This window comes from Rahnella selenatireducens, from assembly GCF_046449555.1.
Taxonomy (GTDB): Bacteria; Pseudomonadota; Gammaproteobacteria; order Enterobacterales; family Enterobacteriaceae; genus Rahnella; species Rahnella selenatireducens.
This window is the reverse complement of sequence record NZ_JBKEZJ010000027.1, coordinates 20,529-32,102: the sequence shown is the minus strand read 5'-3', so window position 1 is coordinate 32,102 and position 11,574 is coordinate 20,529. Positions and strand designations below refer to the sequence as shown.

Below are 11,574 nucleotides of genomic sequence, written 5' to 3'. Positions count from 1 at the left end.
AATCTTTCCGACCCGGTCACTCCGTGATGTTGTTCACGTTGCTCCCTGTCGATGGAGCGGCATTATAGGGAGTTCTCAGCAGGCCGCAACCCCTAATTTCAATTATTTTATCAACCGTTCAGAAAAACATCGAATGTGTCAATTACGCTCAATGAGTGAATAAAAAACGGGCTCCAAATCGCTTTGGAGCCCGTTTTTGGCTTTTTACCTACTGATTACTGTCTTGCGACAATGTGATCATTTTCCACATCAACAGTAATTGGCTTACCTGGAATCAGCTTACCTGACAAAATTTGCTGTGCCAGCGGGTTTTCAATCTCCTGCTGGATGGCACGTTTCAATGGACGCGCACCATAAACAGGGTCAAACCCAGTATTGCCAAGCAGTTCAAGCGCGGCATCGGTCAGCGTTGCTGAATAGCCGTGTTCTTCCAGACGTTTATACAAACGCTCCAGCTGAATCTTAGCGATATTCTTGATATGCGCATGACCCAGTGGATGGAACACAACAACTTCATCTATACGGTTGATGAATTCCGGACGGAAGCTGTGTGTCACCACTTCCATGACGGATTCTTTCATCTGCGCATAGCTGGCTTCGCCAAAATGCTGCTGGATAATGTCGGAGCCCAGGTTAGAAGTCATGATAACTACCGTATTACGGAAGTCGACCGTTCTGCCCTGCCCGTCGGTCAGACGACCATCGTCCAACACCTGCAATAAGATGTTGAAGACATCAGGGTGCGCCTTTTCCACTTCATCTAATAAGATGACGGAATAAGGACGGCGACGAACAGCTTCCGTCAGGTAGCCACCTTCTTCATAACCGACATAGCCCGGAGGCGCACCAACCAGACGTGAAACCGAGTGCTTCTCCATAAACTCTGACATATCGATACGGACCATCGCGTCATCACTGTTAAACAGGAATGTCGCCAGCGCCTTACACAGTTCCGTTTTACCAACACCGGTCGGCCCGAGGAACAGGAATGACCCGATCGGACGGTTGGGATCTGACAACCCGGCACGGCTACGACGGATAGCATTCGATACCGCTTCCACTGCTTCGTTCTGACCGATCACCCGGTTATGCAGCTCTTCTTCCATCCGCAGCAGTTTTTCACGTTCACTTTCCAGCATGCGTGCTACCGGAATCCCGGTCCAGCGCGCCAGTACGTCGGCGATTTCCACATCTGTTACGCGGTTGCGCAGCAGCTTCATGGTTTTACCTTCGGCCTGGGTCGCCGCAGCCAGCTGTTTTTCCAGTTCAGGAATTTTCCCGTACTGCAATTCTGACATCCGGCCCAGGTCACCTACACGTCGAGCCTGCTCAAGCGTAATCTTGGCCTGCTCAAGTTCGGCTTTAATATTCTGCGTACCGGTCAGTGACGCTTTTTCAGCTTTCCATTCTTCTTCAAGCTCAGAATATTCGCGCTCTTTCTGGCTCAATTCGGTTTCCAGCATTTCAAGGCGTTTAACACTGGCATCGTCAGACTCTTTCTTCAGCGCCTGCTGTTCCAGTTTAAGCTGGATGATACGGCGGTCGAGACGATCCAGAGACTCAGGTTTAGAGTCCATCTGCATACGAATGCTGGACGCCGCTTCATCTATCAGGTCAATTGCTTTATCCGGCAACTGACGATCCGAGATGTAGCGGTGTGACAAGGTTGCCGCCGCAACGATCGCCGGATCGGTAATTTGCACATGGTGATGCAGCTCGTAGCGTTCTTTCAGCCCACGCAAAATTGCAATGGTATCTTCGACTGAAGGTTCGGCCACAAACACTTTCTGGAAACGACGCTCTAACGCCGCATCCTTTTCAATGAACTGGCGATACTCATTTAACGTCGTTGCGCCCACGCAATGAAGTTCACCACGCGCAAGCGCCGGTTTCAGCATATTACCGGCATCCATCGCGCCGTCCGCTTTACCTGCACCGACCATTGTGTGCAATTCGTCGATGAACAGAATGACGTTCCCTTCCTGTTTTGCCAGATCGCTCAACAGGCCTTTCAGACGTTCTTCAAATTCACCGCGATATTTCGCCCCGGCGACTAACGCGCCCATATCCAGGGACAACACGCGTTTGTTTTTCAACCCTTCCGGGACTTCACCATTAATGATGCGCTGTGCCAGGCCTTCCGCAATAGCGGTTTTACCGACACCAGGCTCACCAATCAGCACCGGGTTATTTTTGGTACGACGTTGCAATACCTGAATAGTCCGGCGAATTTCTTCATCACGACCGATGACCGGGTCCAGTTTGCCCTGTTCGGCACGCTCGGTCAGATCGATAGTGAATTTCTTCAATGCCTGACGTTGGTCTTCGGCATTCTGATCATCCACTTTCTCACCTCCACGCATTTGATCGATAGCCGCAGTAATCTTCTCGGCCGATGCGCCGCAGGCTTTCAACATATCAGTCAAAGAGCCACGGTCTTTCATGACGGCCAGAACGAAGAGTTCTGAGGAAATAAAGGTATCAGCGCGTTGTTGCGCCAATTTGTCACAAAGATTTAAAACACGTACCAGTTCATGGGATGGTTGAACATCACCACCGGTACCTTCAACTTGCGGCAGACGCCCCAAAGCCTGATCAACATCCGTGCGCAGTTTCTGGGTATCAACCCCGGCTGCTGTTAATAAAGGACGCACGGTTCCGCCTTCCTGAGTGAGCAAAGCACTCATGAGATGGACGGGTTCGATAAATTGATTGTCACGCCCGAGCGCGAGAGACTGAGCATCCGCGAGGGCAAGCTGGAATTTGCTGGTAAGACGATCCAGACGCATAATACCTCCAATACTGAACAGAATTGCTACTGGAGATTAGATGAGGTCAACCCTCACGTTTTCAAGGTTATCTTGGCAGTATATTCGGAGGACAGCTGCTATGCGCGATGGATCGTCTTGATTCGACAGGTTATATCAGCCAAATTAAACTTGCCAGTCGCCCGGTCATTCCGTCACGCCGGTAAGAGTAAAATTGGGTACAGTCAGACAGGGTACAATACTCGCCACCATAAATAGCCGTGACGCCTGCCGCCTGTAGCCGTAGCCGGGCAAGCAGGTAAATATCCGCCATAAATTTCTCACCCGCAGGTACAAATGCAGCCGATGATACGGAGTCAAAAGCCATAAATGCTTCACGGACTTCGCCCCCAACTTCAAACTGCGACGGCCCGATAGCCGGCCCGAGCCACGCCATTATCTTGTCAGGAGATGATGCAAAACGGGATACCGTATTTTCCAGCACACCGGCACACAATCCACGCCAGCCCGCATGCGCAGCGGCTACTTCACCACCGGCCTCATTACAGAAAAGAACCGGCAGGCAGTCAGCGGTCATTGCGGCGCACACTACACCCTGCTCACAGGTATAAGCCGCATCGGCAACTAAAGCAGGAAGCGAAGGCGTTTGATGCGTCAGGTTAACAACATCGGTGCCATGAACCTGCTCCAGCCAATGTGGCGCAGACGGCAATCCACCGAGTTCAACCAGACGCTGACGATTCGCCGCAACATGTTCAGGATTATCTCCGACATGTCCGCCGAGATTGAGCGAGCCGTAAGGAGGCAAACTGATGCCTCCCTGACGGGTTGTTGAACATGACCGCACCGATGCCGGTTGCGGCCATTGAGGCTGGATAAACGTACTCATTACCAGTTCATCTGATCCTTGAACTCTTCAGTATCGGCTTTCAGCGCATTAATCAGATCGACCATATCCTGAGGAAGCGGCGCATGCCATTCCATCTGGATACCGGTGACCGGATGATAAAGACGCAGCATAGTCGCGTGAAGAGCCTGACGATCGAATCCGCGCAGCATACTAATGAACGACTCGGAGGCACCTTTTGGCAGGCGCGGACGACCACCATAGAGCTGATCGCCTAACAAAGGATGGTTGATGTGAGCCATATGTACGCGGATCTGGTGTGTACGTCCGGACTCCAGACGCAGACGCAGACGCGTATGAGCACGGAAATGCTCCATGATGCGATAGTGCGTAGTGGCCGGTTTGCCTGTCGGATGGACTGCCATATGCGTACGCTTGGTGGAATGGCGCGCAATCGGCTCATTCACTGTGCCGCCTGCCGTCATTGTACCAATCGCGACGGCTTCATACTCGCGGGTGATTTCGCGAGCCTGAAGTGCCGTCACCAGATGCGTTTGTGCCGGAACCGACTTCGCGACCACCATCAGACCGGTGGTATCTTTATCGAGACGGTGAACGATGCCACAGCGCGGAACGTCGATGATTGCAGGGTAATAATGAAGCAATGCATTTAGCACTGTTCCATCCGGATTCCCTGCACCCGGATGAACAACCAAATCGCGGGGTTTATTGATGACTAAAATATCAGTATCTTCATACACGATATCTAAAGCGATATTTTGTGGCAGCCAACGCGCTTCTTCTTCAATTTGCGCATCGATTGCGATAGCCTCGCCACCCAACACTTTTTCTTTTGGTTTGGTCACTTTTTTGCCATTGACCGTGACCCTGTCTTCAAGGATCCAATCTTTTATGCGAGATCTTGAATAATCAGGGAACAATTCGGCCAAAGCCTGATCTAACCGTTGACCGAGTTGAGATTCGGCCACCGTTGCGGTGAGTTGTACTTGTTGTGCCATATGCAGCTTCTTGGTTAACGTTGGGTTTTCACGGCGATGCCGTTTAAAATAATGTGCTATTGTAGCTGGTCTTTGTCGGGAGCTTAACGGACAGTCTCCCAGAATAACACCTGAGGATAATCAAAACGTCATGACGCGTGTGAAATATCTGGTGGCAGCAGCCACGTTGAGCCTGGCGCTGGTCGGTTGCTCCAGTTCCAAAGAAACGGTTCCCGATAATCCGCCTAACGTCCTTTATGCGACTGCCCAGCAAAAGCTGCAGGACGGTAACTTTAAAGGCGCGATTGCGCAATTAGAAGCGCTGGATAACCGCTATCCGTTTGGGCCTTACTCGCAGCAAGTTCAGTTAGATCTGATTTATGCCTATTACAAGTCTGCTGACTTGCCAATGGCTCAGGCTTCTATTGATCGCTTTATGCGCCTGAACCCAACCCATCCCAATATCGACTACGTCATGTACATGCGTGGTTTGACGGATATGGCGTTGGATGACAGTGCACTGCAAGGATTTTTCGGTGTTGATCGTTCAGACCGCGATCCACAGCATGCACGTGCAGCATTCCGTGATTTCAGCCAGCTGATCCACTCATATCCAAACAGCCAGTACGCAACTGATGCGACGAAACGTTTGGTATTCCTGAAAGATCGTTTAGCGAAATACGAGCTGTCAGTGGTGCAATACTACACTAAACGTGGCGCTTACGTCGCTGTCGTTAACCGTGTAGAGCAAATGCTGAAAGATTATCCGGATACGAAAGCAACGCGCGACGCGCTGCCGTTGATGGAAAGTGCCTACCGCGAACTGCAGCTGAACAACCAGGCTGACAAAGTCGCGAAAATTATTGCCGCCAATAGCGCAGCGTAATTTTACATGTCCGTACACAAACGGTAGCTGAGGCTGCCGTTTTTTTTTGGCTCTTTTTGGGGAGTGGAAACAGAAAGGATAAAAAACGCGCGGCGAAATACAGGAAAAACCGAAACAATAGCGAACTGATCCCATCAATCATGCCTGCTCCGGCAGCAAGTCTCAAGACCTTTCCCGCCATAAATTACCCGGGGTCACAAAATCTTCATAGTTGACAAAAAGTGACAAAAAACCGTGGATTTGGGCACGCATTTCACAAAAAAGGCTGGTATGTTGGATTCATCGGAGACGGAAAAAGAGAGGTAAGTCATATGACAGTTAACATTACCAGTAAACAAATGGACATCACTCCCGCGATTCGTGAACACATCGAAGGACGTCTGAAAAAACTGGATAAATGGCAAACTCAGCTCATTAACCCGCACGTAATCCTGTCGAAAGGACCTCAGGGATTTGTCGCCGATGCGACCATCAGCACACCAAATGGCACACTGGTTGCCAGTGCCACGCATGATGATATGTATGCTGCCCTTAACGACATGACCACAAAACTTGAGCGTCAGCTCAACAAAGCGCAGCATAAGGGTGAAGCCCGCCGTGCAGAATCCGGCGTCAAAGAACTCAATCTGGAACCGGTGCAGGAAGAAGAGGAATAGCCGGGTTATCCGAAAGGCAGTTCACAACGCGCTCTCAGGAGCGCGTTTTTTGTACCTGAAAGAAATCCTTATTGACACAGGGAAAACCCAGCGGTTACTTTAAGACTCAGTTCAACTCTATGGAAACAACACCTACATGAATACCCGTCTGTTTTTCTTCGCATTCTTTTTTACCTTCCCCTGAATGGGAGGCGTTTCGTCGCGAAAGAATGAATGCGAAGACGAACAACAAAGCCTCCTGAAAAGGGGGCTTTTTTTATACCTGCGTTTCACACAATTTTGCTGAAAGAAAGAACATCAAAAAGGGTAATAACATGACTGAGAATTCATTACTGGCACTGCGCGAGCGCATCAGTGCATTAGATCTGAAACTGCTGGCCCTGCTGGCAGAACGACGTTCGATGGCGATTGAAGTCGCGCAATCCAAAATGCACTCTCACCGCCCTATTCGCGATAAAGAGCGCGAGATAGAACTGATTAATGCACTGATTCAGGAAGGAAAAAAACAAGGGCTGGACGGACATTACATCACTCGCGTTTATCAGCTTATTATCGAAGATTCCGTTCTGACACAGCAGGCACTTCTTCAGCAGCATCTGAACAAAACCAGTTCCGACTCCGCACGTATCGCGTTTCTTGGCCCGAAAGGCTCCTATTCTCACCTCGCCGCTCGTCAGTTTGCTGCCCGCCATTTCGACCAGTTCATCGAATGTGGCTGCCAGAAATTCCAAGATATCTTCTCGCAGGTGGAAACCGGTCAGGCAGATTACGCAGTGTTGCCTATCGAAAACACCAGTTCCGGCTCAATCAATGACGTTTACGATTTGCTGCAACACACCAGCCTGTCGATTGTCGGCGAACTGACCAACCCTATCGATCACTGCGTTCTGGTCGCGACCGATACGGACCTTTCGCAGATCCAGACGGTTTACAGCCACCCGCAGCCGTTCCAGCAATGCAGCCAGTTCATCAACCGCTTCCCGCACTGGAAAATTGAATACTGCGAAAGCACCGCCGCTGCCATGGAAAAAGTGGCCGCCGCAAACTCCCCGCACATTGCCGCACTCGGCAGCGAAGCCGGTGGCGCGCTGTATAAACTGCAAGTGCTTGAACACAATCTGGCAAACCAGAAGGAAAACATCACCCGTTTCATTATTCTGGCGCGTAAAGCAATTGAAGTGACGGATCAGGTTCCTGCCAAAACCACGCTGATCATGGCGACCGGTCAGCAGGCCGGCGCGCTGGTGAATGCGCTGCTGGTGCTGCGCGATCAGGGCATCATCATGACGAAACTGGAATCTCGCCCGATTAACGGCAATCCGTGGGAAGAGATGTTTTATATCGACGTGCAGGCCAACCTGCGTTCGGAAGAGATGAAAAAAGCGCTCAAGGATCTGGCGCCAATCACGCGTTCCCTGAAAGTGCTAGGTTGTTATCCCAGCGAAAACGTCGTGTCTGTCGATTTATAACAGCCTTTTCCAGACAAAATAAAAGGGCGCTGCATCATGATGCGGCGCCCTACTTTTTAACTGAACCAGCCGTTACTTACGGTTGTCGTTCGCCTGTCGCAATAACGCACCGCTTTCCTTCAGGAAGCGTGGCGCATAATCGCCGAACCAGTGCTCAACCTTTCTGAATTTACTGATAAACGCGTCTTTATCACCGCTTTCCAGCAGCGCCAGCGCATCACCAAAACGCTGATAGTAACGCTTGATCAGTGCCAGATTGCTTTCGGAGGACATAATGATGTCTGCATAAAGCTGAGGATCCTGCGCAAACAGTCGCCCGACCATCGCAAGTTCGAGGCGATAAATCGGCGAAGACAGCGCCAGCAATTGCTCAATCTGAACATTCTCTTCAGACAGATGTAAGCCGTACGCGAATGTCGCGAAGTGGCGCAGCGCCTGAATAAAGGCCATGTTCTGATCGTGTTCAACCGCACTGATTTTATGCAACCGCGCGCCCCACACCTGCAACTGCTCCAGTAACCACTGGTACGCCTGCGGTTCGCGGCCATCGCAATACACCACAACCTGTTTTGCCAGACTGCTGACATCCGGACCAAACATCGGATGCAGACCAAGCACCGGGCCTTCGTGTACTGCCAGCATCGCCTGAAGCGGGCGGTTTTTCACCGACGCCAGATCCACCAAAATACAGTCATCAGACAGTTTTGGCAGACGGGCAATCACCTCTTCGGTCAGATGAATCGGCACGCTGACGATCACCATTCCTGCATCCGCCAGTAACGTTTCCGCCTGTGGCCAGTCTTCCTGCTCCAGAACCTTGACCTGATAACCGGACAACTCCAGCAGACGGGTAAACAAACGCCCCATCTGCCCGTTTCCGCCGATAATCACTACCGGACGCAGCGCCGGATGCAAGGTTTTGAAGCCTTTATCATTTTCGCTTGAGTAGGACTCACGCATTACGCGGCGCAATACATCTTCAATCAGATCCGGCGGAACCCCGAGGTTCTGCGCTTCCTGACGGCGGGAGGCCAGCATTGCGGCTTCCCGTTCAGGCACATAAATCGGCAAACCATAACGGCTTTTGACTTCCCCGACTTCTGCCACCAGCGCCAGACGCCGTGATAAGAGATCTAACAACGCTTTATCGACGTCGTCGATCTGATCGCGCAACGCGTTAAGTTCTGCCACCATAAAAACTTACTCTCCTGCGATTCGTGCCGCCAGTGCGTCACCCAGTTCCTGATGCATGGTCCGTAACAGGTTTTCCGTGGTTTCCCAATTGATACAGGCATCGGTTACCGACACACCGTATTTCATTTCTGAACGCGGTTGTTCAGAAGACTGGCTACCTTCGTTCAGATGGCTTTCCAGCATCAGGCCCGTAATTGAGCGGTTGCCGGCCTTAATCTGATCAATCACGGACTGAGCCACAACGGGCTGGCGACGATAGTCTTTGTTTGAGTTACCGTGACTGCAATCTATCATCAAGGAAGGATGGAGTCCCGCGTCGCTCATCTGTTTTTCACACGCCTGAACGTCCTGCACGCTGTAATTTGGTGTTTTGCCGCCGCGTAAAATCACGTGGCCGTCCGGGTTACCCTGGGTCTGCAACAGACAAACCTGCCCGGCCTGATTGATGCCGACAAAACGGTGTGCCATTTCCGCCGCACGCATGGCATTGATTGCCGTGCCCAGACTGCCGTCAGTACCGTTTTTGAAACCCACCGGCATGGACAAACCTGACGCCATTTCACGGTGAGTCTGCGATTCCGTCGTACGCGCACCAATTGCAGACCAGCTGAACAGATCGCCTAAGTATTGCGGGCTGTTGGGATCCAGCGCTTCGGTCGCCAGCGGTAATCCCATGCCGACCAGTTGCAACAGCAAGTCACGTGCAATGTGCAAACCGCCTTCAACATCAAACGTGCCATCCATGTGCGGATCGTTGATCAAACCTTTCCAGCCCACCGTTGTACGTGGCTTTTCGAAGTAAACGCGCATCACGATGTACAGACGATCGCTCAGTTCCGCTGCCAGCGTTTTGAGATGGCGAGCATAATCCAGTGCCGCATCAACGTCATGAATTGAGCAAGGACCACAGACCACCAGCAGACGAGGATCACGACCGTGCACAATATCAGCGATGGTTTTACGTGCTTCGGAAATGCTGTTTTCGTCGCTGACGCTCAGAGGAAAGCGATTTTTCAGTTCTTCAGGTGTGATCAGGATTTGTTCGGCAGTGATGTGAACATTATTCAGGGCGTCTTTTTGCATGATGGTGTTCCGCTTGTCAGGAAAATGGGTGGCCATTGAGGCATCTGCGGACAACATTAACACAGCACGTAAACTTATCAAGCCTTAGTTGTAAACTTAAAGTTACCATTACCGGCCATTAAATCAAAAATGGAAAGTTAAGTTTCCATTAATTCTTTCAGTGCTGAGAATTCTGTACCGTGGAAATTACACACAGTCCGAAGGGATAAGGGAAGGTCAGATTTCAAGAGTCAAGAAGGAGAGGATAACTTTGAGGGATTCCCCTCAGCAGCCGGACGGATTGCTGAGGGTGAAGAATTACAGATTGCGATCCAGGGTAATAAAGACCTGCCCTAACGCCGTGACTTCTTCGACGCCGCATTCGAAATGGCTATCCTGCCGCGTCACTTTGATGCGATTTCCAGGGATACGCGCCACGTCATAGACATCCACATCACCATCGATATTCAAAAGCCAGCGCCCGTTGCCCGGAATCGTGCTGCCTAAATCGATGATCCAAGAGTGATTGCCTTTAACGATGTAAGCCGGTTCAGCAAGAGAACCGTCCAGTAGAGAAGGATCAGCTACCCACAGGCCTTCCTCTTCTAACGCGCCACCTCGTAATCTCAACTTTTTAAGCTGAAGCACACTTGCAGAAGCGGATGATCCTGCGGACGGCACATCCTGCATATTCCCTTTGCCCGTTGCAAGCCAGCGCAGTGAAACACCGGTATCCAGCGCACAGGCGACAACCACATCACCTGGGAAATAATCTCTTCTTACCCAGGTACTTATCGTTCCAGAGGATAACCCATACAGATCACCAAGTTCTTTCTGCATGCTAAAGCCGTAAGCCTGAAGCATACGCGTCAGAACGGCTTTTCCACCTTCGAGTTCATCTAATTGCATCTGGCGAAAACCCCTGGACCTGTAAATATCATATTGACAACTTGCAAATGCAAGCTTAGATTGATTATGTAATGTACCAATAGAAAGCCATGATACCAAATTTACGGCGCAGTGGAGAATCCGCAATGCGTTCCTGAAGCAACAGGCGGCAAACTGAGGAGGATCTCCTGCCCACGGAATGGGGCCATGAGGAGGAGTTATGTTTTTAGGCACAGAGCAGCAGCGGCTGACGGGCTTGCGCCAGATCGCGCATTTAAAGGAAACCTATTTTTCTGACAGTAAAAATAAACTGGAAACAATTTTTGATCAGACTTCGGACAAATTGAAAACCACATTATGTTTCCATGCCGGACTTAAGCGCCGTCATACCTTATTAACGTATTCAGAATTAAAACCCGAGGAGCAATTAAAAATTGCTCAGGCCATATTATCCCTGCGCCATTTTACCGCGCGATATACAGGAGAATTTTGCTGATGGCTGACTGGATGGATGAATCCCAGGAATATCAGTTAACTGTTTTACAGGAACAAATCGCCCGTGCAACCCGCACGACGCGCACCCCGTCTGCATACTTCTGTGAGGATTGCGAGTGTGTCATTCCGGAAAAGCGCAGAAAGATTATTCCGGGCGTTCAGCGTTGTATTGGGTGTCAGGAGATTAATGAGCTCAGGAAAATGAATTACCGCCCCGTATAAGTAACTTTTATTTTTCAGTTTTTAATAAATTCATTCTGGAAATATTCCTTTTCCGGGAAGGCGTGTTGCTGCCTTTTTTCTGCAAAACC

The 11,574-nt window shown here is 50.6% G+C and carries 12 protein-coding genes and 1 other annotated feature; of the genes, 6 read left to right on the top strand and 6 right to left on the bottom strand.

All coding sequences use genetic code 11. The features are described from left to right. Positions 1 to 215: 215 nt before the first annotated feature. The 3 genes from clpB to rluD all read right to left on the bottom strand — a co-directional run bounded on the left by clpB (position 216) and on the right by rluD (position 4,634). The gene (gene clpB / locus ACLBVC_RS23775; RefSeq protein ID WP_410151677.1) at positions 216 to 2,789 is read right to left on the bottom strand and encodes an ATP-dependent chaperone ClpB; all 2,574 of its coding nucleotides are present in this window, start codon (positions 2,787 to 2,789) and stop codon (positions 216 to 218) included. A gap of 130 nt (positions 2,790 to 2,919) precedes the next feature. Further along, a complete protein-coding gene (gene yfiH, locus ACLBVC_RS23770) occupies positions 2,920 to 3,657 on the bottom strand; it encodes a purine nucleoside phosphorylase YfiH (RefSeq protein ID WP_410151676.1) in 738 nt (245 codons plus the stop codon). Continuing rightward, positions 3,657 to 4,634, bottom strand: coding sequence for a 23S rRNA pseudouridine(1911/1915/1917) synthase RluD (rluD, locus tag ACLBVC_RS23765; RefSeq protein WP_410151675.1), 978 nt, complete (start codon positions 4,632 to 4,634; stop codon positions 3,657 to 3,659). The genes yfiH and rluD overlap by 1 nt, the downstream gene beginning before the upstream one ends. A 130-nt stretch (positions 4,635 to 4,764) precedes the next feature. Between rluD and bamD the strand changes: the two genes are divergently transcribed. The 4 genes from bamD (at position 4,765) to pheA (ending at position 7,624) form a co-directional block, all read left to right on the top strand. After that, on the top strand, positions 4,765 to 5,499 hold the full coding sequence (bamD, locus tag ACLBVC_RS23760; protein WP_410151674.1) for an outer membrane protein assembly factor BamD: 735 nt from the start codon (positions 4,765 to 4,767) through the stop codon (positions 5,497 to 5,499). A 311-nt stretch (positions 5,500 to 5,810) separates the two neighbouring features. Further along, the gene (gene raiA, locus ACLBVC_RS23755; protein WP_152323971.1) at positions 5,811 to 6,155 is read left to right on the top strand and encodes a ribosome-associated translation inhibitor RaiA; all 345 of its coding nucleotides are present in this window, start codon (positions 5,811 to 5,813) and stop codon (positions 6,153 to 6,155) included. 135 nt (positions 6,156 to 6,290) lie between these two features. Then, positions 6,291 to 6,415 (top strand) — a sequence feature (Phe leader region). Beyond that, positions 6,292 to 6,339: a hypothetical protein gene (locus ACLBVC_RS23750; protein WP_369794779.1), complete on the top strand. Its 48-nt coding sequence runs from the start codon at positions 6,292 to 6,294 to the stop codon at positions 6,337 to 6,339. It overlaps the preceding feature by 48 nt. Positions 6,416 to 6,469: 54 nt before the next feature. Next, positions 6,470 to 7,624: a bifunctional chorismate mutase/prephenate dehydratase gene (gene pheA, locus ACLBVC_RS23745; protein ID WP_208951528.1), complete on the top strand. Its 1,155-nt coding sequence runs from the start codon at positions 6,470 to 6,472 to the stop codon at positions 7,622 to 7,624. 72 nt (positions 7,625 to 7,696) lie between these two features. On the opposite strand, the gene tyrA is transcribed toward pheA, so the two are convergent. The 3 genes from tyrA to ACLBVC_RS23730 form a co-directional block, all read right to left on the bottom strand. Further along, positions 7,697 to 8,818, bottom strand: a complete 1,122-nt coding sequence (gene tyrA, locus ACLBVC_RS23740; RefSeq protein WP_410151673.1) for a bifunctional chorismate mutase/prephenate dehydrogenase — start codon at positions 8,816 to 8,818, stop codon at positions 7,697 to 7,699. A 6-nt stretch (positions 8,819 to 8,824) separates the two neighbouring features. Further along, on the bottom strand, positions 8,825 to 9,901 hold the full coding sequence (locus ACLBVC_RS23735) for a 3-deoxy-7-phosphoheptulonate synthase (RefSeq protein ID WP_410151672.1): 1,077 nt from the start codon (positions 9,899 to 9,901) through the stop codon (positions 8,825 to 8,827). 297 nt (positions 9,902 to 10,198) lie between these two features. After that, complete coding sequence (locus tag ACLBVC_RS23730) at positions 10,199 to 10,789, bottom strand: phage repressor protein CI (RefSeq protein ID WP_410151671.1); 591 nt, start codon at positions 10,787 to 10,789, stop codon at positions 10,199 to 10,201. A gap of 199 nt (positions 10,790 to 10,988) precedes the next feature. Between ACLBVC_RS23730 and ACLBVC_RS23725 the strand changes: the two genes are divergently transcribed. Both ACLBVC_RS23725 and ACLBVC_RS23720 read left to right on the top strand, forming a co-directional pair. Further along, positions 10,989 to 11,264 carry a hypothetical protein gene (locus tag ACLBVC_RS23725; protein WP_410151670.1) on the top strand — a complete coding sequence of 92 codons (276 nt, stop codon included), beginning with the start codon at positions 10,989 to 10,991 and terminating at the stop codon, positions 11,262 to 11,264. Continuing rightward, positions 11,264 to 11,485 (top strand): TraR/DksA C4-type zinc finger protein, encoded by a 222-nt coding sequence (locus ACLBVC_RS23720; protein ID WP_410151669.1) that lies wholly within the window; start codon positions 11,264 to 11,266, stop codon positions 11,483 to 11,485. Before ACLBVC_RS23725 ends, ACLBVC_RS23720 begins: the two co-directional genes overlap by 1 nt. Positions 11,486 to 11,574 lie beyond the last annotated feature (89 nt).

Coding starts and splice junctions, on each gene's coding strand:
- clpB (WP_410151677.1), bottom strand. CDS start 2,789: ATGCGTCTGGATCGTCTTACCAGCAAATTCCAGCTTGCCCTCGCGGAT.
- yfiH (WP_410151676.1), bottom strand. CDS start 3,657: ATGAGTACGTTTATCCAGCCTCAATGGCCGCAACCGGCATCGGTGCGG.
- rluD (WP_410151675.1), bottom strand. CDS start 4,634: ATGGCACAACAAGTACAACTCACCGCAACGGTGGCCGAATCTCAACTC.
- bamD (WP_410151674.1), top strand. CDS start 4,765: ATGACGCGTGTGAAATATCTGGTGGCAGCAGCCACGTTGAGCCTGGCG.
- raiA (WP_152323971.1), top strand. CDS start 5,811: ATGACAGTTAACATTACCAGTAAACAAATGGACATCACTCCCGCGATT.
- pheA (WP_208951528.1), top strand. CDS start 6,470: ATGACTGAGAATTCATTACTGGCACTGCGCGAGCGCATCAGTGCATTA.
- tyrA (WP_410151673.1), bottom strand. CDS start 8,818: ATGGTGGCAGAACTTAACGCGTTGCGCGATCAGATCGACGACGTCGAT.
- ACLBVC_RS23735 (WP_410151672.1), bottom strand. CDS start 9,901: ATGCAAAAAGACGCCCTGAATAATGTTCACATCACTGCCGAACAAATC.
- ACLBVC_RS23730 (WP_410151671.1), bottom strand. CDS start 10,789: ATGCAATTAGATGAACTCGAAGGTGGAAAAGCCGTTCTGACGCGTATG.
- ACLBVC_RS23725 (WP_410151670.1), top strand. CDS start 10,989: ATGTTTTTAGGCACAGAGCAGCAGCGGCTGACGGGCTTGCGCCAGATC.
- ACLBVC_RS23720 (WP_410151669.1), top strand. CDS start 11,264: ATGGCTGACTGGATGGATGAATCCCAGGAATATCAGTTAACTGTTTTA.